Origin of the sequence: Hymenobacter sp. GOD-10R, from assembly GCF_035609205.1 — a bacterium.
GTDB lineage: Bacteria > Bacteroidota > Bacteroidia > Cytophagales > Hymenobacteraceae > Hymenobacter.
Window position 1 is genome coordinate 5,857,552 of the sequence record NZ_CP141184.1, and the last position, 22,006, is coordinate 5,879,557.

The following is a 22,006-nucleotide window of genomic DNA, read 5'->3' on the forward strand; positions in this document are numbered from 1 at the left end:
CCAAAGCACCAGAACGATAATTCGCCTCATGAGCATGCAGTAACTAGCAAGACCGCGGAATTCGGCTAGCCAAAACTAGAAAAAATCACTGCTTGTGCTGCATTATTTATTGTATAGCTACTGCTGCTCGCCTTATGGTAAAAGGCGAGACGAAATAACGGTACCTCGTGTGCCAGGCGCCGCTCCTATCTCTTTCAAATCTGGTTAGCTAGGTGCTACCTACATAAATGGATTTGAGGCTCTCGCAAACTGCTGCACCCAACTCGCTAGCTCTTTACCTTCAATATCTAAGTAAGGAACATACTCGAAAAATCGTGGCGTTAAATCATGAAGCCGACGAATCTCTATGGAGTAGTAACCCAAGCGTACTCGCTCTAAACTGACGGCCAAATCTTCCCATGACTGCCAACCCAACTCCTTTGTCCACACCTTTTCTGGCGTGAGCCGCAACAATACGTCACTTTCCTTAAGACGCAGGCTTGCCATGTGGATTACCAAGGCTCCAAGCAAGGCCTCCAGTATACTAGGAAGAAGTTGATCCATTCCACGGAGGATGGTTAGCAGGGCAACAAGAATAATGAGCGCGCCAAACGCTACCATCACCTTTGCTTTCCAACGCGTGTACCGAACCTCTACCATGAGTATAAAGGAGAAGCCTAGCTATTACTAGCTAGGCTTCATCATTTTGTTGCTCCGGAGACTACTTCCCCGGTACCACTGCGGTCTTGATGCTGAGTTCCTTCAGCTGCGCTTCCGAAATTTGGGCGGGTGAGTCGATCATCACGTCGCGGCCAGAGTTATTTTTCGGGAAGGCAATGAAGTCACGGATGCTGTCAGCGCCACCGAACAGCGAGCACAGACGGTCGAAGCCGAAGGCGATGCCGCCGTGGGGCGGAGCGCCGTATTCGAAGGCGTCGAGCAGGAAGCCAAACTGCGCTTTTGCTTCTTCGTCAGAGAAACCTAGCAGAGAGAACATGCGCGCCTGCACCTCCCGGTCGTGAATACGGATGGAGCCGCCGCCGACTTCCACGCCATTGATCACCATGTCATACGCGTTAGCACGCACCTGACCAATGGTTTCGGGGTTATCGAGCAAAGCTAGGTCTTCGGGCTTGGGCGAAGTGAACGGGTGGTGCATCGCGAAGTAGCGGCCTTCTTCCTCGATGTACTCAAGCAACGGAAAGTCGACTACCCACAGCGGCGAGAACGTGTCTTTGTCGCGCAGACCTAGGCGTTGGCCCATTTCCAAACGTAGTTCACTCAGAGCTTTACGTGTCTTGTTGGCGTCGCCAGCCAAGATGAGCAGCAAGTCGCCTTCATTCGCGTTGAAGGCTTCCTTCCACTTCTGCAACTCCTCCTGCGAGTAGAACTTATCGACCGACGACTTCACGGTGCCGCCTGCCTCTACCCGAGCATATACGAGACCCGTAGCACCTAGCTGCGGGCGCTTCACGAACTCCGTCAGCTCGTCGAGTTGCTTACGGGTGTACATGGCGGAGTTGAAGGCGTTGATGCCTACGACCAGCTCTGCGTTGTCGAACACGGGGAAGTTCTGGCCTTTCACCACGTCGTTCAGCTCCACAAACTTCATTTCGAAGCGCGTGTCGGGCTTGTCGTTGCCGTAGAAGCGCATGGCATCGGCGTACGTCATGCGCGGCAGCTCACTGATGTCGAGGCCTTTTACTTCCTTAAATAGGTACTTCACCAAGCCCTCGAAGGTATTCAGGATGTCTTCCTGCTCCACAAAGGCCATTTCGCAGTCAATCTGCGTGAACTCCGGCTGACGGTCGGCGCGCAGGTCCTCGTCGCGGAAACACTTCACAATCTGGAAGTACCGGTCAAAGCCCGACACCATCAGCAGCTGCTTGAAGGTTTGGGGCGACTGCGGCAACGCGTAGAACTCGCCGGGGTTCATGCGCGAGGGCACCACAAAGTCGCGGGCACCTTCAGGCGTGCTCTTGATGAGCACGGGCGTTTCTACTTCAATGAAGTTTTCGCCGTCGAGGTAGCGGCGCACAGCTTGGGCCATGCGGTGGCGCAACATCAAGTTCTGACGCACCGGAGTGCGGCGCAGGTCGAGGTAGCGGTATTTCATCCGCAGGTCGTCGCCGCCATCGGTTTCGTCTTCGATGAGGAAGGGCGGCAGCTTGGCGGGGTTGAGCACCTCTAGCTGCTGCACCCGAATTTCGATGGCGCCGGTCGGAATCTTTTCGTTTTTGGAGTAGCGCTCGGCTACTTTGCCGGTAGCTTGCACCACAAATTCCCGCCCTAGGGTACGGGCAAGCTCGCGCAACTCGTCGGCCTCCACGCCTTCTTCCAGCGTCAGCTGGGTGATGCCGTAACGGTCGCGCAGGTCAACCCAAAAAATGCCGCCTTTGTCGCGGGTGCGCTGCACCCAGCCAGTAAGCGTGACAGTTTGACCAGCGTTATCGAGGCGGAGTTCGCCGCAGGTATGCGTTCGGAGCATGGACCGCAGATGGTTAAGAGGTGGTTCGATACTAGGTTTGGGACAGCGAAGGTAGGCAGGAAAAATAAGTAGACCGGCCGACCTACCCGGATTTTAGCTAGGTATGATTAGAACTTTCATCGATTAAAATTCACTTTGTGAAGGCATACCACCGTTTTTTGCGTACGCTTCCTGCATTTTGGTACGGAGTGTGCCTTTTCAAGAACACACTCCGTTTTAATCTCCTCCTTAGTTTTTACATGAAACGCATTGTTCTTTTCGGCTGCGCCGCTGCTTTCCTCACGCTATCGGCAGCTCACGCGCAGACCCCGACGAAGGTTAAAACCAAATCTAAATCTGCTGCTACGGGCGCCGTTATCAAGTCGAAGTCGAGCGGTGCCGAGCCTGTTGTATTCGACGGACCTATCAAGCGCGTTGAAACCCTTTCGGGCATTGATGTGTACCCCGATCCTAGCTCTCAAACGATTATGCTGAGCTTCACGCAGCAATTCACCCAGCCGGGTACGCTGGTAATGACTAATTACAAGAACGCGCCCGTGTACACGACTGCTCTTGATCCGAAGAACAACACGGGCCAGCCCGTTGACCTAGGTCGGATTCCGGCCGGCACGTACCTGGTCGAAGCCAAAACGGGCAATTACGTGTACTGGAAACAGGTTCGCGTGAAGTATCCTTCGAAACCAGCGGCAAGCAAGAAGCGCCGTTAGGGCTTTCCTGACTGTTTATTGGAAACCTCCGCGGCTTCGTGCCGCGGAGGTTTTTTTATAGGAACGCGCCGTAGCACGTTTGGCGTTAGCGATGTTGGGATGGCCGCGGAGCCATTACGCACGCGATAACGCGCTGCAGCGCGTTCCTACATTGCTGCTAGCTCTTTACTTTGTCGTATGAAAATTCCTTTTTCCTTTTTGCGGTTGGCACCGTTGCTGGTGCTATTCACGCTTGTTGCCTTCGTTGCACCTGCGCCGAAGTTGAAGAAAACGCCGGTTGGCAAAAACATTACGCTAGGTGTTCCCGAGGGCTTCGCCGCCCTGCCCGACGATGGTATTGCCGCTAAATATCCGTCCCCGCGTAAGCCACTAGCCGTTTTCTCAAATCCGAGTGGCCGCGTGGATGTGAGCGTGGCCCAAAAGCCCAGCACCTTCACTAGCCACGACTACGCCTTGCTGCTCAAAATCTACAAGGCCAGCATTCAGAATACATATTCGAAGGTGGAGTTCCTGACCGAAGACATCCGGACCATCAACAAGCGCGACTTCGTGACGCTAGAATTCGTATCGAGCCTGAACGACACGCGGCGCAACGCCAACCTAGCCCCGATTCGCCGCTACCAATTCATTCAGTACGCCATTCAAGGCGACCAACTCTATGTATTCACCTTCAACGCGCCCGCCGAAGAGCAGCCCCAATGGCAGCCCACCGCCCGCGCCGTGATGGAGAGCATTTCTATGAAATAAAGTGACTGAAGGGCTGAGTAACTGAGTGGATCGTTGAACGACTTTCCTGTAGTTACTCAGTCGCTCAGTTACTTAGCCACTCAGTTACTCTTTTATGACTCTTTCTTTATACAGCGATGAGCACTACATGCGAGAGGCGCTGAAGCAAGCTCGCTATGCGTTAGCGGAGGAAGAAATTCCGATTGGGGCTGTGGTCGTGCTAGAGCGGCAGATTATTGCCCGTGCGTATAACCAGACCGAAAAGCTGCGCGACGTGACGGCCCACGCCGAGATGCTAGCCCTCACAGCCGCCGCAAACCATGTGGGCAACAAATACTTATCGGATTGTACGCTGTACGTCACCATCGAGCCTTGCGTGATGTGCGCGGGGGCCAGCGCCTGGGCACAGGTGAAGCGCGTGGTGTATGGTGCGCACGAGGAGAAGCGCGGCTATCGGCGGCACGGCAACCTACTGCATCCGCGCACTGAGCTAGCCACGGGCATCCTAGCCGCCGAAAGTGCGGAATTGATGCAACAGTTTTTCGCCCAAAGACGGAAATAACTCTACTTTTAGCGGCGAAACGGCGAGTGGTCTAGCGAGCTAATTGGCCCGCGGGCGTAACCCACAGGCCCCAAAGCTTGTTATCTCCTAACTCACCACGTTACCATCTCACTAATCCACTTAATCCTCTGACTATGGCTTTCGAACTGCCCCAGCTGCCTTACGCCTACGACGCCATCGAACCGTACATCGATGCGCAGACCATGGAAATCCACCACACGAAGCACCACCAGGCGTACGTGACCAACCTGAACAATGCTATTCAGGGCACGGAAATGGAGAACCAGTCGCTGGAAGAAATCCTGCACAACATCGCCAAAGCGCCCGCTGCGGTGCGCAACAACGGCGGTGGTCACTGGAATCACTCGCTGTTCTGGACCATCCTAGGTCCGAACGGTGGTGGCGAACCCACTGGCGCTATCGGCGAGGCTATTACCCAGTCGTTCGGTAGCTACGATAAGTTCAAGGAAGAATTCACGAAGGCCGCCACTACGCGCTTCGGCTCGGGCTGGGCGTGGCTTTGCAAGCAGCCTGATGGCTCGCTGCAAATCTGCTCGACTCCAAACCAGGACAACCCGCTGATGCCTGATTCGGGCTGCAAAGGCGTACCTGTACTCGGCCTCGACGTATGGGAGCACGCGTACTACCTGAAGTATCAGAACAAGCGCCCCGACTACATCGGCGCGTTCTACAACGCCATCAACTGGGACGAAGTAAACAAGCGCTTCGCTGCCATCTAAATTACTGAAGCTAGCTTTCTAGCTTTTTGAAAAGGCTTCTTCGCATTCGCGGAGAAGCCTTTTTGTTGGTGCGCTGCTTAGTCGAAGCAGAATGTTGTTTCTTAGAGCTAGGTCAATGGATGGTAAGCAGCTCACACGTACCGAAAATTACGGCGCGGGTCTGTTTTACTCACTCCTTTTTGCTACCTAGCCCTGACCGCTGTTGGTCCTGCTTCCACAAGAATCCTTAGTATCTTTAGGAGCCTAATTTCATTCATTTTCAAACTGCCCTTGCATGAACACCAAGTTGCGTCTTACCATCCTGAGCTTCCTACAGTTCTTTATCTGGGGTTCGTGGCTGATAACCATTGGGGCGTACTGGTTCCAGACCAAGCAGTGGTCGGGGGCGAAGTTCGGGCTCATCTTCTCCACCATGGGACTGGCCTCTATCGTGATGCCGTCGCTCATGGGCATTCTGGCTGACAAGTACATTAATGCCGAAAAACTTTACGGCATTCTGCACCTGCTGGGCGGCGTGATGCTGGCTATCGTGCCCTCCGTGGCCTCGCCCGAAACCATGTTCGTGGTGATGCTGCTGAACATGTTCTTCTACATGCCCACGCTGTCACTGTCCATTGCCGTGTCCTATTCGGTACTGAAGCGCGAAGGCCTCGACGTAGTCAAGGATTACCCGCCCATTCGGGTGTGGGGCACCATTGGCTTCATTGCGGCTATGTGGACGGTGAGCTTGCTAGGCTTCGAAAAATCGGGTAACCAATTTTACGTGGCAGCTATTGCGGCCGTTATCCTAGGTCTCTATGCGTTTACTTTGCCTAAGTGCCCACCGCTGTCCAAAGGAACGCCTAGCCGTTCGTTGGTCGATACCCTAGGCCTGAAGTCGTTTGCGCTGCTGCGCGACCCAAAGATGCTGACCTTCTTCCTGTTTGCGATGCTGCTGGGTGCGGCGTTGCAGCTCACCAACGCGTACGGCGACACCTTCCTGCACGATTTCGACAAGATTCCGGCCTACCAGGAAACCTTCGCGGTGCAGCATCCGGCTATGATCATGTCCATCTCGCAGATCTCCGAAACGCTGTTCATCCTAGCCATTCCGTTCTTCTTACGGCGCTTTGGCATCAAGCAGGTAATGCTGTTCAGCATGATTGCCTGGGTGTTGCGCTTTGGTCTGCTAGCCTACGGCAACCCCGGCACGGGCCTGTGGATGATTATCCTCTCGTGCATTGTGTACGGCATGGCGTTCGACTTCTTCAACATTTCCGGCTCCCTGTTCGTCGAAACCCAGACTACATCATCTATTCGCGCCAGCGCTCAGGGGCTGTTTATGATGATGACCAATGGCTTTGGCGCAGTACTCGGTAGCTCCGTGAGCGGCTGGGTGATTCAGGAGTACTTCACCAACCCCACCGACCAGAGCAAGGACTGGCCTAGCATCTGGCTAACGTTTGCAGCTTACGCCTTAGTTATTGCCGTGTTGTTCGTTGTTCTGTTCAGACACAAACACAATCCGCAAGCCGTCGAAGATCCGCAAACTGAACCGCTGCTTTCTACCAGCGAAGCTTAGCTGCGCAAGAGGATTACACGTCTGATACAAACGCCAACGGGCTGCTTGTTTCCAAGCAGCCCGTTGGCGTTTGTATCAGGTGCTATTTCGCTATACGGCATCTACAAGAATTGCCCCTATTCCTAAAACATATATCTTTTTAAAGGCACATTCTATCTAAACTGTACAGTTAAGGACAAAATACCCTACATATTGACAGTCATTTTTATCATTAGGTATATAATTTTTGCTTTTACGCCCTTTCGTCCTTAGGTTGCTGGCTTATTAGGTTACCGATTTCAAACTGATTCATCTATCTGCTATTGTGTTAGTTGTTGTTGAACCACTGAATGCAGTTAAGATTGGACACCATTTGTTACACGAAAGTTGGCAATAAGTACCCTGCTTACCTAGGTTCCTCGGACGAGCTAGTTGGCAGACGAGTTGTCTTTTTTAGGAGCTATTGGTGCCTAGCTTGGCTTTTGTGCCTGACCATGCTAGCTGGCTGCACAACCAGTAACTCGCCCCGAACCGATAGCACGGCTTCCGCGCAAGTGTATCGCCCTAGCGTCAATTCGGCGGCGTATGAGGTGCAGCGCCGGGCCTTTTTGGCCGCTGATAGCGCCCGGGCGTTTAATGCCGCTATTGTCTTGTCGAAGGAGGAGCAACAGGCCAACCGAAGGATCATTTTCTTGCGACAGCAGTTGCTCGGGCATTACGATTCCACGCACTATTTCCCGCCGGGACGAAATTTCTATCGGGCGCGCCAGCACATGTACGCCACGAAGCTGTTTCAGCTGCTGCGCAAGATGCCAAAGGGGGGCATTCACCACTTGCACCCCAATGCGGGCGGCAGCTCCTGGTGGATTGTGCAACGTGCCTTGCAGGAACCGCAGTGCTACGTGTACTGGCAGCCCGATAATCAGCAGTACGTCAAAGGCCAGATCTACTTTTTTCGGCCACGGGAAGTGCCAGCGGGCTTCTACCCAGCGAAAGCGCTGAACGACACAGTGCGCAACTTTCCCCAGCAGCTCCACGACTTGCTCACCTTCGATGCAGCGGAAAGCCAGGACTCAGTGGACGTGTGGCGGGAGTTTGAGCGCTGCTTTCAGCGGCTAGGTGGCTTCACGAGCTACCAGCCCATATTCAAGGATTTGTACACAGCTACCTTCGATTCGCTGGCGGCTGATGGCGTGCAGCACGTGGAGCTGCGTACTTCGCTGAACGGCAGTCTGTACGACTTGCAGCACCCCGCCGGCTCCTTCCCCGCCGACTCCATCATTCGGTACTTCCAACAGGCGGCGCAGCATACCCGAGCTAGGAGCGGCCCAGCTTTTACCTTCAAGCTGATTTATACCAACACGCGGTTTCGTTCGCTTGATATTATCAAAGCTGATTTGCGCAAAGCCTTCGAGCTGCGCAAGCGCTATCCTAGCTCGGTGGTGGCCTACGACTTAGTAGCGCACGAAGATGCGGGCCACACGACCGATTTCTTCCGCGAAGCTTGGTTTACCCGTGATTCGCTGAAGCGCATTTACGGCATCGACATGCCCTTGTGCCTGCACGACGGAGAAAGTGCCTGGCAACACACCAATAACTTGTACGACGCCGCCCTTCTGAACAGCACCCGCATCGGGCACGGCTTCAACTTGTCCTTCTTTCCGGCGGCTGAAGATTTAGTGCGCAAAAATGACATCTGCATCGAGGTGAGTCCGCTTAGCAACCAGATTCTGAACTACATCGGCGACTTGCGCATGCACCCGGCGCACGCCTGGATCAAGCACGGCATCCAGATTTCCATCAGCCCCGATGATCCCGAGATTTTTGACTACGTGAGCGTCACCCCCGATTACTGGTCCATCCTGCTCGCCTGGGAGCTCGACCTGCGCGACTTAAAAAAGCTAGCCCTTAATGGCATTGAGTACAGCTACTTGAGCGCTGCCGAAAAGAAACAGGCCTTAGCCGCTTGGCAGCAGAAATGGACGGCTTTTGTGGCAAAAATCAACCAAGAAGTAGCCCTTCAAAGCAAATAAGTAGCCGGAACACCCAGCCACAGCACTTTACACCTATACCAGCCCCTGCATGAGAAAACTTTTTCCGCTCTTTCTTCTACTCTTCGCTACCCTTACTACTTCTGCTCAAACGCCTGCTTCGAAGAGCAAGGTGGCGAAGCCCATTCCTGTCCGCGTGGTGATTATCACCATGTTTGAGCGCGGTGAAGACACCGGCGACACACCCGGAGAATTTCAATATTGGGTGGAGCGCCTACCCCTGAAGGAAACCATTGCCTTTCCGCAAGGCTACCGCAACCTGCGCTACAACCCCGAGAAGCAAGTGCTCGGCATTTGCACAGGCATGGGCACAGCCAGGTCGGCGGCTTCTATTATGGCGCTGGGCCTAGACCCGCGTTTCGACCTTTCGCATGCGTATTGGATGGTGGCAGGCATTGCCGGCATCGACCCGGCTGATGGTAGCACAGGCTCGGCGGTGTGGTCGGAGTGGCTAGTAGATGGCGACCTAGCTCACGAAATCGACCCGCGCGAAATGCCGAAAGAATGGACGACAGGCTACATCCCGTTAAGTAAAACCAAGCCGTACCAGGAACCCGCTCGCGCTGGTGAGTACAACAATGCCATGCATCTCAACTCCGGTTTGGTGCACTGGGCTTATGATCTGACCAAAGACCTGAAGCTGCCCGACAACGATAAAATTCGGGAGATGCGCATGGCCTACACTAATTACCCCACCGCCCAGCAGCCACCCAAAGTAATGATGGGCGACCACCTAGCGGCCATGACCTACTGGCACGGCCAGTACGCCAACGATTGGGCCAATGACTGGGTGAAGTACTGGACCCAAGGCAAAGGCAACTTCGTGACTTCGGCCATGGAAGACACCGGCACGGGGCAGTCGCTGGAGTTCCTAGCTAAGGCGGGCAAAGTAGACTTTCAGCGCTACTTGGTGCTCCGCACGGCGAGCAACTTCACGATGCAGCACCCGGGCATCACGGCCATTCAGAGCCTAGCCAACGAAGAACATGGGCAAGACAAAGGCTACTCGGCCTACCTCCCGTCGCTGGAGTCGGCTTACATGACCGGCGAAAAAGTAGTGAACAACCTTGTGAGTAACTGGAACACCTTCAAAGACAAAATTCCCGGCAACTAACCTCCTTCTCCCCTCCCTTAACGCCTCCCCCTCCGCGCTCTTTCTACTTAAGTAAAATTCCCAGCTCCCATGAACCCTCAACCTATTTACCAAAGCCATGCGAAGCTTGTACTTACGAATTTTACTGCTGGCGCTGTGCACGCTGGTCCACCACGTGGGCTGGGCACAGGGCGTCACCACGTCCTCCATGACGGGCATCGTCAAGGACACCAAGGGGCAGTCCTTGCCCGGAGCTAGCGTCGTAGCTGTTCACACGCCTTCCGGCACCAAGTACGGCACGGCTACTAACTCCGATGGCCGCTACAACCTGCCCAACATGCGCGTGGGTGGGCCTTACACCATCACGGTGAGCTACGTTGGCTACGAAACCAAAGTACTCGACAACATCCAGCTAGCGCTAGGCACGGCGGGCACCTTCAGCTTTAACCTCTCCGATCAGTCGAGTGCGCTGCAAGAGGTAGTGGTGACGGGCAACAAGAACGGCGTGTTCAGCTCGGATAGGACGGGCGCGGCCACCAACATCACGCGCGAAGCCATCAACTCGCTGCCCACGCTGAGCCGCTCCCTCACCGATTTCACGCGCCTCACGCCCCAAGCTAACGGGCAAAGCTTTGGCGGCCAGGATAACCGCTTGAACAACATCACCGTCGACGGCTCCATCCTGAACAGCAGCTTTGGCCTAGCTGGGCAGCCCGGCGGCCGCGCCAACGCCACGCCCATCAGCCTCGATGCCATCGAGCAGATTCAGGTGAACGTAGCCCCCTACGACGTGCGCCAAAGCGGCTTTGTAGGCGCGGGCGTGAATGCGGTGACCCGTAGCGGCACCAACGAGTTTTCGGGCTCGGTGTTTTATAACATTCAGGGAGACAAGCTAGTAGGCGACCGGGCCAAGAACACAAAGCTCACCGTCAATAATTTCTCCAACAAGCAGGCAGGCTTCCGCCTCGGTGGCCCGATCATCAAAGACAAGCTGTTCTTCTTCGTGAATGGCGAACTAGAGCGTCGCGTTGACCCGGCTACACAATACCGCGCCAACCAAGGCGGCGAGACGGTGGCGGGCAACACCACCCGCGTGCTAGCTTCTGACCTCGATGCCATCAGCAACTATCTGCGCACCAACTTCGGCTACGAGACCGGCGCTTACCAGGACTACAACCTAGAGCGCCGCAGCGACAAGCTGCTGGCTAAGCTCGACTACAACATCAGCGACAAGCACCGGGCGAGCATTCGCTACAACATGCTGAACGCGCGGCAGGATGTGCCGATCAACACGGGTAGCTTTGTGAGTGGCGCACGGCGCGGCAACCTGAACTCACTGACGTTCCAGAACTCGAACTACGTGCAGCTGGAGAAAATTCAGTCAGTGATTGGGGAGTTGAACTCTAGCTTCACCTCGAAACTCTCCAACAACCTGATCCTAGGCTACACCTACCAGAACGAGAACCGTGACCAAGGCAACGCCTTCCCGCTAGTGGACATTCAGAGCGCTGGCACTACCTACCTCTCGTTTGGCTTCGACCCCTTCACTTACAACAACCTGCTGACGTATTCGACGCTGCAGTTGCAGGATAATCTCTCGTACTACGCCGGCAACCACACGCTGACGGCCGGCTACAACCTGGAGCGCCTGAGCTACAACAACACCTTCGTGCAAAATGGCGTGGGCGTGTACACCTATAGCTCGCTGTCGGACTTCTACGCGGCAGCTAACGCAGGCCTCGCCGGCTCGCCTGTTTCCCCCGTGAACTTGGTGCGCTATCAGCAGCAGTACTCGGCGCTGCCCGGCAACGCACTGCCAACCTCGCGCACGAAAGTGACCTACACGGGTCTGTACTTCCAAGATAACTGGCTGCCCAAGCCCAACGTGAGCGTGACCCTAGGTATCCGGGCCGACGTGCCTTTCTTTGACAAGACGGGTCTATTGAACCAAGCAGCTTCCGAGCTAACCTTCAGGGATGAAAACGGCAAACAGCTAAAAGCGCGGACTGATGAAATGCCGAAAGCTAGGCCGCTCTGGTCGCCGCGCGTTGGCTTCAACTGGGATGTGCTCAACAACAAAACGCTGCAAGTGCGCGGCGGTACGGGCATCTTCACCGGTCGCCCGGCTTTCGTGTGGATCGGCAACCAGATCGGCCAGAACGGTGTGCTGCTCGGCACGACCGACGTGACGAATACGACGGCCATTCCATTTAGCCCCAACATTGCGGCCAACTACCCCGCCAATCCGACGCTGCCCCCCACGTACCAGCTGAACATCACCGACCGGGATTTCCGCTTTCCGCAGGTGTGGAAGAGCAACCTAGCTATCGACAAGACGTTGTTCGCGGGCATCATCGGGACCTTGGAGTTCATTTATAACAAGAACATCAACGCGATTCGCTATGTGAACATCAACCAGGCCGACCCGCTGGGCAACTTCGCCGGACCGGACACGCGGTTGCGCTACCCTGGCTCGGCCGCGGCCAACCGCTTGAATTCGACGATCACGCAGAACTACTACCTGACCAATACCAGCAAGGGCTCTTCTTACAGCTTGACGGCTCAACTGGAGCGCCCGTTCTCCAACGGCTTGTTTGTGCGGGCAGCCTACAACTATGGTCACGCGAAAGACTTGATGTCGGCAGGCACGACGGCCTCGGGTACGTACGGCGGCATCTACTCCGTGAATGGCGGCAACTATCCTAGCCTCTCCTACTCCGACAATGACCTGCGTCACCGCGTTATTGGCTCGGTATCGTACCGCAAAGAGTACGGCAACTTCGGCGCCACGCAAATCTCGCTATTCTACGAAGCTCGCAACCAGGGCCGCTTCAGCTACACCTACAGCGGCGACCAGAACGGCGACAGCTTCACCGGCAACGACCTTCTTTTTGTACCAAATTCGGCCAGCGACCTGACCTTCCTGCCCATTACGACTGGTTCAGGTAGCAGCACTACGACGTTATTCACTGCCGCCCAACAGGCTGCTGCTTTTGATGCGTACATCAACCAGGACAAGTACCTGAAAGATCACCGCGGGCAGTACACGGAGCGCAACGGCGTGCTGATGCCCTGGGTCGCCCGCGCTGATTTGAGCTTGGTGCAAGAGTTTTTCGTGAACGTCGGCAAAAAGCGCAACACGCTACAGCTCCGCGCCGACGTGTTCAACGTGGGCAACCTGCTCAACCACAACTGGGGCGTGGGTGATTTCTACATCAACCGCTCGCCGCTGATTGCGGCCGGCACCAATACGGCCGGCGTACCGCAATACCGCATGGCAACCCTAGGTACGGGCGCCAACCAAAGCCTGCTCACCACTACCTACCAGAACTCGGCTACCCTGAGCCAGACGCCCTCGGTAGCCAGCGACGTCTGGACGGCGCAGCTCGGTATCCGCTACATTTTCAACTAAGCCCCCGAAAAAAGCCGTCATGCCTAGCGTGGCGGCTTTTTCCTTTTTAGCTAGCTTCCGCCCTGATGCAGACCCAACTCGAAAAGCTCTTTCAGCTTCAACACCACCAAACCACCATCCGAACCGAGGTAGTGGCTGGCCTCACCACGTATCTCACGATGGCCTATATCGTGTTTGTGGTGCCCACTACCCTGGGTGCCGCCGGCATGGATAAGCAGGCGCTCATCGCCGTTACGTGCTTGGTCACGGCATTGTCTACGGCGCTGATGGGCCTAGGTGCCAATGTACCGATAGCTGTGGCCCCAGGGCTAGGTATGAGTGCGTTTTTCACTTATACGCTCGTGCTTACCAACCACATTCCGTGGCCAGTGGCGCTAGGCATTGGATTTTGGGCCGGCGTGCTGTTCCTAGTGCTCAGCCTCATTGGTGCCCGCGAAAAGCTGGTGCAAGCCATTCCGCCTTCCATCGTCACGGCTATTCCGGTGGGCATCGGCATGTTCTTGCTGTTCATCGGGCTGCGCAACATGGGCGTGGTCGTGGCTAACCCCAACACGCTGGTGATGCTCGGCAAGTTTACGCCCTCTGTAGTCATTAGCGTGGGTGGGCTGTTCGTGACCCTAGCTTTGCTAATCCGCAACGTGAAGGGCGCGATTCTGCTGGGCATTGTGCTAGCTACCATCGTGGCCGCCTTAGCTGGTCTGGTAGCGCCACCGGAAGGCATCTTTACGTCGGGCGTGCGGGTGGCGCCAGTTGCGTTCAAACTTGATGTGCTAGGTGCTTTGCGCTGGAGCTTGCTCGGGCCCGTGTTTGCCTTGTTCTACATCAACCTGTTCGACTCGCTGGGCACCTTGGTTGCTTGTGCCAGCGAGGCAAAGCTAGTGCAGGCAAATGGCAAGATTGAGCGTCTCAGCCGCATGCTGAACATTGATGCGGTGGCGGCCATCGTCAGCAGTTTGCTTGGTACCTCGCCTAGCACCGCCTACATCGAATCGGCTACGGGTATTGCAGCGGGTGGTCGTACGGGGCTCACGGCAGTAGTTACGAGTCTGCTCTTCCTAGGCTCTCTGGCTATTATTCCGCTCATCAGCATAGTGCCCGCTTACGCTACGGCGCCTTCGCTGGTCATTGTCGGCTTGCTCATGATCAGTCAAATCCGACACCTCGATTTCAGCAAGTTTGAGGAGTATATTCCGGCACTCTTCACTATCCTGATGATGCCTTTCAGCTTCTCCATTGCTACCGGTATGGCCTGCGGATTTCTTTCCTGGGGTCTCATCCGATTGCTCTTATTTCGGCCGCGCGAAATAAGTGGCGTGCTGTACGTGATTATGGCGCTTTCCCTTATTAGCTTGCTGCTCTAAGACCAGAGAAACAGCTGCTTACCTAGGTATAAGCACAATCTAAGTTTATTCTGAGTATAAAAACAGCATAAACTTAGTATACAAAAAACCCGCCTTGCACGCTGCAAAGCGGGTTTTTAACTTGAATTCAGCTGCTAATTACGCTAAAGGGCTACTTAATAGCGAATAGCTAACAGCGAGCAACAGAATTAGAACTGCTCGTCAGCGCTGAAGTAGAAGTCGCCTTCGATTTGCGCGTTTTCGTCGGAGTCAGAACCATGCACGGCGTTAGCCTCGATGCTCTTGGCGTACTTCTTCCGGATGGTGCCTTCAGCAGCCTGCGCCGGGTTGGTAGCCCCAATCAGCGTACGGAAGTCGGCCACGGCGTTATCCTTCTCTAGGATAGCAGCGACGATGGGGCCCGACGACATGTATTTCACAAGGTCGTTGTAGAAAGGACGCTCCTTATGAACTTCGTAAAACTTACCGGCGCGCTCGGGCGTCAGGCGTACTTTCTTAAGCGAAACGATGCGGAAGCCGCCTTCTTCGATCATGTGCAGGATGCCACCAATGTGGTTTTCCTGTACGGCGTCGGGCTTAATCATCGTGAACGTGCGATTCGTTGCCATGATAAATGGGGTGAATAAGTAACTGAGTGAGGTGAGAGGTAAAAAGGATTTTGTCCTTCTTTGGGCGCAAAAGTAGTCTTATTGCGCAATTGGATAAGAGCTTGGTGAAAAAGGGCGCGGCAATACGTGCAAACTCCTAACTCAGTTGCATCTTACCGCACCAAATTTCACCTTCTTTTGTTGAACCCAGTAATATTTCCGATTTTTGCCGCCTTGCTCCGGCGTAAACTCCCGACTTTCAGCCACCTATTAGTAGGCAATGTCCACTATCACCGACTTGAAGGAGCTGCTTGCGCAGCCCCGGCAAATCTTCATCACCACGCACCACAAGCCCGACGCTGATGCCTTGGGTTCGTCGTTAGCCATGGCGGGGTATCTCCGCAAAAAAGGGCACCACGTGACCGTAGTGACGCCTTCTGACTACCCTAGCTTCCTTGAGTGGATGCCCGGTAACGACGAGGTGATTATCTACGAAGCACAGCAAAACGACGCCCAGGTGCGCGACATCATCAGCCGAGCCGAGGTCATTTTCTGCCTCGACTTCAGCTGCCTAGGTCGCATCAACGAGATGGGCGAGTACATCCGTGCCGCGCGTGGGACGAAGGTGCTCATCGACCACCACCTAGAGCCGGAGCAGTTTGCCGACCTAGATTTCTCCAACCCCAAAGCCGCCGCTACGGCAGAGCTCGTGTTTGAGGTCATTCGTGACCTCGGCGACCAGCGCCTCATCGACGTAGGCATTGGCGAGTGTCTGTATGCCGGCATTATGACCGACACGGGCTCGTTCCGCCACCCGAGCACTTCGCGCAATGTGCACTTGATCATTGCCGAGCTCCTCGACGCTGGCATCGATTTGAGCTCCGTACACCGCCGCATCTACGACTCACACTCCGAGATGCGCCTGCGCTTCCTAGGTTTCGTGCTGAAGGATAAGCTCACGGTGCTGCCCGAGTACAACACGGCCTACATTGCCATCACCCAGGATGAGCTGCGCCGGTACCAATCGAAAACGGGTGATACCGAAGGACTCGTAAATTTTGCGCTCAGCATTGAGGGTGTGGTATTCGCTGCTATTTTAATTGACCGCGGATCGGCCGTTAAGATTTCCTTCCGTTCGGTGGGTGACTTCTCGGTGAACGAGTTTGCGCGCAAGCACTTCAACGGCGGTGGCCACCACAATGCCTCCGGTGGCATCAGCTACGACCCGCTCGACGTGACGGTACAGCGCTTCTTAGACCTTCTTCCTGAGTACCAAACCCGTCTCGTGACGGCCCCCTTGGCGGTTGCGCCGCCGACGGCGTAACTTGCCCCCAATTCCCTTATCATCTTTTTCTATTTCATGCTCTTTTCACGCAATTTTCTGAGTCTGGCTCTGGCAGCCGGCGTATTAGGCCTAGCCTCCTGCAACAAGGGCGGTGGCGAATTCAAAAAGGCCAAATCGGGCTTTGAATACAAAGTCTTCAAGAGCACAGGCAAAGGCAAGTACGACGCCCGCGAAGTAGCTCCCGAAGGCGACCCTACTTACAAAGAGCGGACGGGCAAGGTGATGGCCCTGAACGTGGAGTATCGCACCGGCAAAGACTCCATCTTGTTCAACTCGCGCAAGCAACAGATGGGCATTCCAATGCGCATTGAGCTGCAAGAAGTGAAAACTAAGGGTGGCTTAGAAGAAGCTATTTCCCTTCTCCAGCCTGGCGACAGCGGCGTGTTTCGCTTCAACGTGGATACAATCTTCGCTAAGTCGTTCAAAGCACCGGTGCCACCATTCATGAAGAAGGCTGGCGCTACCATGACCATGTACGTGAAAGTGGACAAGGTGCAGACGAAGGAAGAAGCCATGGCCGACCAGCAGAAGTCGATGATGGAAGCCCAGCAGAAGATGATGACTCATGCCAAAGATCAGCTCAAGAAGGACGACGTTCTGCTGCAAGAGTACATCAAGAAAAACAATCTCACGGCGCAGCGCGATACGTCGGGCATCTACTACGTAGTGACGCAGCCCGGTGCGGGCGCGAAGCCAAAGCAAGGCCAGACGGTATCGGTACAATACCGCGGCACGCTGCTCGACGGTAAAGAGTTCGACTCTTCGGCAAAAGGCAACGGCGGTAAGCCGATTTCGTTTGCGCTAGGTGTTGGCCAAGTAATTCCGGGTTGGGATAAAGGCATTGCCCTGCTCAGCAAAGGCAGCAAGGCTACGCTCCTCATTCCTTCGTCTCTGGCTTACGGACAACGCGGCGCTGGCGCCGATATCCCGGCCGATGCTCCGCTCCGCTTCGATGTGGAACTAGTTGACATTAAATAGAATTAAGTGGGAACAAGCCTCGTCGGAACTCAACTGACGGGGCTTTTTTCTTAACTTCAAGGGTACTATGACACACCTTTTTTCTTCCTCTTCCTTGCTTCGTTTGGCCGCGCTAGCTTTGGCAGCGGCTCCTTTGCTTGCTTCCTGCAAAAAAGATGACACGGATGCGCAGAACGCTGCGCTGCAAGAACAAGCCATTGCGGCCTACCGGGCTACCCGCGCCGCCGACTCGCTCACCATCATCAAGTACGTTGCCGACAGTAGCTTCAAAAACGTGGAGCGCCGGGCGTCAGGAGTGGTGGTCGTGCACAAGGTATCGGTTGCGACCACAGTGCCATTGGCGCAGCCTGGTCAGTCGCTCACCACTTACTACAAGGGCTACACGATTCCGGCCAACAAGTTGTTTGATGCTTCGGCTACCGATCCTACCACTGGCTTACGCAAGCCCTTCTCTTTTACACTGCGAGTCGACCAGGTAATCAGTGGCTGGCACGAGGGCTTTGCTTCCCTGCGGAAAGGGGAAAAAGCCATCCTGCTGATTCCGTCTTACCAGGCATACGGTCCAAGCGGTAACGGTCCCATCCCGCCGAATGCTCCCCTGCGCTTCGATGTGGAGCTAGCTGACGTGAAATAGATATAGCCTACTTTGCTGGTACAGCAGAGCGCGCAAAGGTTATGTATTCAGGTCGCCTTCTTATCGGAACCCTAGCTGCCTTCCTTAGCTTGGCTGCCCAGTCCACGTTGGCGCAGTCTGCGGATACCCTGCGCACGGCTAGCGGCGTGCGGTACGTCATTCGGCAAAAAGGCACGGGTAACCTAGCCCAACCTGGCGACCGGCTTACCATGCGGTATACCGGTTATTTGCCCAACGGGCGCATCTTTGATGCCTCAGTGGCAGACGGGGCTCCCATCCGCTTTCGGGCGGGCCGCGGGGAAGTTATTCGTGGCTGGGATGAGCTAGCTTTGCTGCTTCCCGCCGGTACTCGCGCCCACGCCTGGATTCCGGCAGCCTTGGCGTACGGCCATAAAGGCAACCTAGACCCAGATGATGAAAGACGCTACATCATCCCACCGGATACTGACTTGGAATTTGAGTTGGAAGTAGTCAGAATAAAATAAGATTTACCACGAAAAAGGCCTTCCCAAGGGAAGGCCTTTTTGCTATAATCGGGTACTGGCGCAAGTCTTACTCGGCCAATACTTCCGACAATACATCTAGTGAACGAATATCACCTAGCTTTTCCACGTGCAGCTGGTAGTAGCGAATAAGCACCTCCAGCAGCTCCCGTCGAACGCGGCCATTGGGCACAGTAGCATGCGCGGGATTATGAATCAGCTCCTCGAAGTAGTGGTCGAATTCCTGAAAGCGCAAAGCCGCGGGTCCGGTACCACGCGCCGAGTTGGTTGTCTCAGTAGCAAATGCTACCTGCGTCGTGATTTCACTACCCGCTTCAACCCCAAAACCTAGGTAGGATGCTAGCTGAAGCAGGAAAGTCAACGCGAAGTTTTCAAAGCCCGCTTCCTGCGTATCAAAGGCTAGGATTGAGTCGTGCAGGAAGTTGAACAACGGTTCGTTCTGTTCTTCCTCCAGCACCGTGCGGCTTACCATCTCCGACAGAAATAACACGACGCTGCTCTTGCGCATGTCATACGGCAACGACCGAAACTGGTGCTCGCAACGGTACTCCGATAAGCGTGTGATGCCACCCTGCCGCGACGTATACGCGACCAAGTCGAGCAGCGTGAAGGGCTGAAACAACGCAATACGCCCCGGGGGCTTTGCTTTTCGCACCCCATTGACGATGTACGTTTGCAAACCTAGGTGCTCGGTGTAGATGCGCGCGATAATGGACGTTTCGCGGTACCGAATATAGTTCAGCACGATACCGCGGGTTTTTATTAGCATACTTCGACGGGTAACTAAGTAGGAGAGTAATTGATTAACGGAGTAGCTGCGTAATATCGTTCAACCACGGCTTCCTCCCTTTCTTAGCTACTCGGTTACGCTATTGTTGCACCACCGCAATCTTGCTAATGCACCCCTGATTGCCATCTGCGTCGGAGGTAAGCACCAAGTACACCCCCGATTGCACCTTACGTCCGCTATAATCAGCGAGGTTCCAGGTTACGGTACCGCCGTTGGCGCGCGTCTGGTAGACAAGGGCGCCGGTGACATCTGTGATTTTCACAACGGCATTGTTCGCCAAGCCCGAGATACCGACCTGCCCTGTGAAATTCGTGCGCACCGGATTTGGAAAGACGCTGGCGCAGCTAGGTTTGGTGTCGGTAACGGTGGCATCGCCGCGGTACGAAGCTAAGCCAGCATCCGTCAGGACGAATACTTCGCCGGTTTTGTCGTTTACCGCCACATCCACGATACGGTTAGAGGGCAACGGCGAGTTATCAGTCGTAAAGTGTAACAGAGCTTCATCAGCGTCTTCGTTAAATAGCCAGAGGCCCCGTTCCGTCCCGAACCACTTGCGGTTGCCACCATCCACGGCAATACACAGCACCGTTTCACCCCGTAAGAGCGGAAAGCCACTCGTTTCACCGCGACGGACAATGGGAACCTGAAAACCTGTGTTGTTGCCAGACAAAAACGCTTGGCTAGGATCACTAAATACGGCCACGGCACCTGCCAAACCGGAGGCAGCACCAGCAGAGGAAGTGCCAACCCAGATAGCGCCTTTGCGGTCTTTGACAATGGCGTAAACTTCACTACCTGGCAGTCCGCCATCGGTATCGGAGAAGGTACGCGTGGTGCCAGTAGCTTCGTCGTACGCGACTACTCCGTTGATAGTGCTCCCACTAATTCCCCGGCGCGACCGCGAGGCCCAAACGCCATTATAATCATCGAGGATGATACGATCTAGGTTATCCGATCCAGCAAAGTAAGGTAAGGTTCGCCAAGTCTCATCGCTAGGCTTGAAAACGTGCACGCCTGGGGTACCCGGTAGTTCCGGATAACGGTTGGCAACCCACACATTTCCGTCGGCGTCCGTCGTAACGTCCGTTACACGCGTGTAGCTCGGGTTATCAAATTTTACATCAGCAGTTTTCAAAGGACTATTAGAAGGGCCGAATAGCTTGAACTCTCCTGGGCCTTTCCATTGCAGCAGCCCGTTACCGTAGCTCCCAATGTAGAGTGTTCCATCCGGTGCGCGGATGCCGCGCGTCAAGTCCTTGGGATTCGGATACTGACTTAGGTCCGGAAAATTCTCCTTGTTAAAATTCGTCCACTTCCCATCCCGGTATTCGTAGAACCCTTGGAAGTTGTCGCTCTGTACGTAGTTAGTTTGGTAGCCCCCGCTGAATACATCTACCGTATTGGTGGCCCGGTCCGCTAGTAAGCTAAATCCTAAAACACTAGCGGGTGCGTTGGTCACAAAGCTTTCGATAGTTTGTCCACCGTCGCTCGTGGTCACTAGGCCTCTAGTGTTATCAGCAATGAACAGCTTCCCTCCTTTAGCGCGTAGCACATCCTGCGGGTTCGGAACCTGGTTTCTGATTAACAGTGTGTACTGCCCAGTGCTATTCACCGCGCCAATTCCAGCACTTGAAACCACGAACAACTGAGAGCGGGAAGGGCGCAACCTTCGGAAAGACTCGCTATAGGTACCCGGCACGTCTACCCAACCAGTTGTGCTTCCTTTGTACACAAACAAAACTGACTGCTTTACACCAGCATATACTTGGCCGTTTTGTGTGGCTATCGCTTGGTAGAAGTCGCCAAAGCCCTTACCACCTAGCTGGTCAATTGTCCAGCGGTTGTAGTCGAGCAGATTGTCGGTGAGCGAGCCCTGCATGATCCCGACGGAAGTAGCAGCGAACAGTCGGCCGTTGGCCACGGTAGTTGCATACACGCGCACACTCGTACCATTCGGGCCAATGTTGCTGTAGCTTTCGCGCACCTCTAGCTTGGTCATGTCGAACAGGAGCAGTCCAAAACTGCACGCGAGGTAGGCCGACTTGCCGTTGAAGTAAATGCTGTTGATCGTCTTGTCACCTGAGATTTGCTTGCGCAAGACGTCGGTCACGTTTTTCACCGAGCCATCGGCGCGCAAGACATCAATATTGCCACTCTTGTAGGCAATCACCGTTTGCTGACTTACCGAATCATAGGCCGCGGTATTCACGCCCACATCACTCAACCCATCACGGCGGGTCAAGAAGCGTGTCGTGTTCAGGTTCTTATCGTAGTAGAAGAAGGCGTCCTCGGCAACCACATACACTCGGTCGCCGGCATCTGTCACTACCTTAGCCCGGTTGTTGGGCAAGTAGAGCTGCCAGTCGCCGTAGCCAACTGTACTTTGAGCGTTAGCAGTATAAGCACCTAGGATTAGAAAGAAGATAACAAACCAGCCGGATCGGCGGCGAATGGGTAGCAAATGCTTCATTGGCAGAGAATAGCAGCGAAATAACGGTGGAAGATAACGG

Annotated in this window: 18 protein-coding genes; 13 read left to right on the top strand and 5 right to left on the bottom strand. The window is 54.9% G+C overall.

Going from position 1 to position 22,006, the window contains the following annotated elements; genetic code table 11:
- Positions 1 to 219 precede the first annotated feature (219 nt).
- On the bottom strand, positions 220 to 543 hold the full coding sequence (locus SD425_RS23380; RefSeq protein WP_324672846.1) for a hypothetical protein: 324 nt from the start codon (positions 541 to 543) through the stop codon (positions 220 to 222).
- Positions 544 to 700: 157 nt separating this feature from the next.
- Positions 701 to 2,467 (bottom strand): aspartate--tRNA ligase, encoded by a 1,767-nt coding sequence (gene aspS, locus SD425_RS23385; protein ID WP_324672849.1) that lies wholly within the window; start codon positions 2,465 to 2,467, stop codon positions 701 to 703.
- Positions 2,468 to 2,706: 239 nt separating this feature from the next.
- Between aspS and SD425_RS23390 the strand changes: the two genes are divergently transcribed.
- The 9 genes from SD425_RS23390 (at position 2,707) to SD425_RS23430 (ending at position 14,659) form a co-directional block, all read left to right on the top strand.
- Positions 2,707 to 3,174 carry a hypothetical protein gene (locus SD425_RS23390; RefSeq protein ID WP_324672852.1) on the top strand — a complete coding sequence of 156 codons (468 nt, stop codon included), beginning with the start codon at positions 2,707 to 2,709 and terminating at the stop codon, positions 3,172 to 3,174.
- Positions 3,175 to 3,351: 177 nt separating this feature from the next.
- The gene (locus SD425_RS23395; protein ID WP_324672854.1) at positions 3,352 to 3,921 is read left to right on the top strand and encodes a hypothetical protein; all 570 of its coding nucleotides are present in this window, start codon (positions 3,352 to 3,354) and stop codon (positions 3,919 to 3,921) included.
- Positions 3,922 to 4,015: 94 nt separating this feature from the next.
- Positions 4,016 to 4,462: a nucleoside deaminase gene (locus SD425_RS23400; protein WP_324672856.1), complete on the top strand. Its 447-nt coding sequence runs from the start codon at positions 4,016 to 4,018 to the stop codon at positions 4,460 to 4,462.
- Between the two features lie 134 nt (positions 4,463 to 4,596).
- Positions 4,597 to 5,202, top strand: coding sequence for a superoxide dismutase (locus SD425_RS23405; RefSeq protein WP_324672858.1), 606 nt, complete (start codon positions 4,597 to 4,599; stop codon positions 5,200 to 5,202).
- A 274-nt stretch (positions 5,203 to 5,476) separates the two neighbouring features.
- Positions 5,477 to 6,763, top strand: a complete 1,287-nt coding sequence (locus tag SD425_RS23410) for a nucleoside permease (protein WP_324672860.1) — start codon at positions 5,477 to 5,479, stop codon at positions 6,761 to 6,763.
- 461 nt (positions 6,764 to 7,224) lie between these two features.
- On the top strand, positions 7,225 to 8,775 hold the full coding sequence (locus SD425_RS23415) for a hypothetical protein (protein ID WP_324672862.1): 1,551 nt from the start codon (positions 7,225 to 7,227) through the stop codon (positions 8,773 to 8,775).
- A gap of 49 nt (positions 8,776 to 8,824) precedes the next feature.
- Positions 8,825 to 9,907, top strand: a complete 1,083-nt coding sequence (locus SD425_RS23420; RefSeq protein ID WP_324672864.1) for a purine nucleoside permease — start codon at positions 8,825 to 8,827, stop codon at positions 9,905 to 9,907.
- Between the two features lie 97 nt (positions 9,908 to 10,004).
- Positions 10,005 to 13,298: a TonB-dependent receptor gene (locus SD425_RS23425; protein WP_324672866.1), complete on the top strand. Its 3,294-nt coding sequence runs from the start codon at positions 10,005 to 10,007 to the stop codon at positions 13,296 to 13,298.
- Positions 13,299 to 13,363: 65 nt separating this feature from the next.
- Complete coding sequence (locus SD425_RS23430) at positions 13,364 to 14,659, top strand: NCS2 family permease (protein WP_324672868.1); 1,296 nt, start codon at positions 13,364 to 13,366, stop codon at positions 14,657 to 14,659.
- Positions 14,660 to 14,847: 188 nt separating this feature from the next.
- On the opposite strand, the gene SD425_RS23435 is transcribed toward SD425_RS23430, so the two are convergent.
- Positions 14,848 to 15,267 (bottom strand): nucleoside-diphosphate kinase, encoded by a 420-nt coding sequence (locus SD425_RS23435; RefSeq protein ID WP_086594475.1) that lies wholly within the window; start codon positions 15,265 to 15,267, stop codon positions 14,848 to 14,850.
- Between the two features lie 259 nt (positions 15,268 to 15,526).
- Between SD425_RS23435 and SD425_RS23440 the strand changes: the two genes are divergently transcribed.
- The 4 genes from SD425_RS23440 to SD425_RS23455 all read left to right on the top strand — a co-directional run bounded on the left by SD425_RS23440 (position 15,527) and on the right by SD425_RS23455 (position 18,688).
- Positions 15,527 to 16,570, top strand: a complete 1,044-nt coding sequence (locus SD425_RS23440; protein ID WP_324672871.1) for a bifunctional oligoribonuclease/PAP phosphatase NrnA — start codon at positions 15,527 to 15,529, stop codon at positions 16,568 to 16,570.
- Positions 16,571 to 16,606: 36 nt separating this feature from the next.
- Positions 16,607 to 17,569 carry an FKBP-type peptidyl-prolyl cis-trans isomerase gene (locus SD425_RS23445; RefSeq protein WP_324672874.1) on the top strand — a complete coding sequence of 321 codons (963 nt, stop codon included), beginning with the start codon at positions 16,607 to 16,609 and terminating at the stop codon, positions 17,567 to 17,569.
- Between the two features lie 67 nt (positions 17,570 to 17,636).
- Positions 17,637 to 18,203 (top strand): FKBP-type peptidyl-prolyl cis-trans isomerase, encoded by a 567-nt coding sequence (locus SD425_RS23450; protein ID WP_324672876.1) that lies wholly within the window; start codon positions 17,637 to 17,639, stop codon positions 18,201 to 18,203.
- Positions 18,204 to 18,244: 41 nt separating this feature from the next.
- Positions 18,245 to 18,688 carry an FKBP-type peptidyl-prolyl cis-trans isomerase gene (locus SD425_RS23455; RefSeq protein ID WP_324672878.1) on the top strand — a complete coding sequence of 148 codons (444 nt, stop codon included), beginning with the start codon at positions 18,245 to 18,247 and terminating at the stop codon, positions 18,686 to 18,688.
- A 67-nt stretch (positions 18,689 to 18,755) separates the two neighbouring features.
- On the opposite strand, the gene recO is transcribed toward SD425_RS23455, so the two are convergent.
- Positions 18,756 to 19,475 (bottom strand): DNA repair protein RecO, encoded by a 720-nt coding sequence (gene recO / locus SD425_RS23460; protein ID WP_324672880.1) that lies wholly within the window; start codon positions 19,473 to 19,475, stop codon positions 18,756 to 18,758.
- Between the two features lie 100 nt (positions 19,476 to 19,575).
- Entirely contained in the window at positions 19,576 to 21,966 is a 2,391-nt protein-coding gene (locus tag SD425_RS23465) for a two-component regulator propeller domain-containing protein (protein WP_324672882.1), read from the bottom strand.
- Positions 21,967 to 22,006 lie beyond the last annotated feature (40 nt).

What these genes read in the sequence shown, in the direction of transcription:
- SD425_RS23380 (WP_324672846.1), bottom strand. Translation starts at nt 543, where the DNA reads ATGGATCAACTTCTTCCTAGTATACTGGAGGCCTTGCTTGGAGCCTTG.
- aspS (WP_324672849.1), bottom strand. Translation starts at nt 2,467, where the DNA reads ATGCTCCGAACGCATACCTGCGGCGAACTCCGCCTCGATAACGCTGGT.
- SD425_RS23390 (WP_324672852.1), top strand. Translation starts at nt 2,707, where the DNA reads ATGAAACGCATTGTTCTTTTCGGCTGCGCCGCTGCTTTCCTCACGCTA.
- SD425_RS23395 (WP_324672854.1), top strand. Translation starts at nt 3,352, where the DNA reads ATGAAAATTCCTTTTTCCTTTTTGCGGTTGGCACCGTTGCTGGTGCTA.
- SD425_RS23400 (WP_324672856.1), top strand. Translation starts at nt 4,016, where the DNA reads ATGACTCTTTCTTTATACAGCGATGAGCACTACATGCGAGAGGCGCTG.
- SD425_RS23405 (WP_324672858.1), top strand. Translation starts at nt 4,597, where the DNA reads ATGGCTTTCGAACTGCCCCAGCTGCCTTACGCCTACGACGCCATCGAA.
- SD425_RS23410 (WP_324672860.1), top strand. Translation starts at nt 5,477, where the DNA reads ATGAACACCAAGTTGCGTCTTACCATCCTGAGCTTCCTACAGTTCTTT.
- SD425_RS23420 (WP_324672864.1), top strand. Translation starts at nt 8,825, where the DNA reads ATGAGAAAACTTTTTCCGCTCTTTCTTCTACTCTTCGCTACCCTTACT.
- SD425_RS23425 (WP_324672866.1), top strand. Translation starts at nt 10,005, where the DNA reads ATGCGAAGCTTGTACTTACGAATTTTACTGCTGGCGCTGTGCACGCTG.
- SD425_RS23430 (WP_324672868.1), top strand. Translation starts at nt 13,364, where the DNA reads ATGCAGACCCAACTCGAAAAGCTCTTTCAGCTTCAACACCACCAAACC.
- SD425_RS23435 (WP_086594475.1), bottom strand. Translation starts at nt 15,267, where the DNA reads ATGGCAACGAATCGCACGTTCACGATGATTAAGCCCGACGCCGTACAG.
- SD425_RS23440 (WP_324672871.1), top strand. Translation starts at nt 15,527, where the DNA reads ATGTCCACTATCACCGACTTGAAGGAGCTGCTTGCGCAGCCCCGGCAA.
- SD425_RS23445 (WP_324672874.1), top strand. Translation starts at nt 16,607, where the DNA reads ATGCTCTTTTCACGCAATTTTCTGAGTCTGGCTCTGGCAGCCGGCGTA.
- SD425_RS23450 (WP_324672876.1), top strand. Translation starts at nt 17,637, where the DNA reads ATGACACACCTTTTTTCTTCCTCTTCCTTGCTTCGTTTGGCCGCGCTA.
- SD425_RS23455 (WP_324672878.1), top strand. Translation starts at nt 18,245, where the DNA reads ATGTATTCAGGTCGCCTTCTTATCGGAACCCTAGCTGCCTTCCTTAGC.
- recO (WP_324672880.1), bottom strand. Translation starts at nt 19,475, where the DNA reads ATGCTAATAAAAACCCGCGGTATCGTGCTGAACTATATTCGGTACCGC.
- SD425_RS23465 (WP_324672882.1), bottom strand. Translation starts at nt 21,966, where the DNA reads ATGAAGCATTTGCTACCCATTCGCCGCCGATCCGGCTGGTTTGTTATC.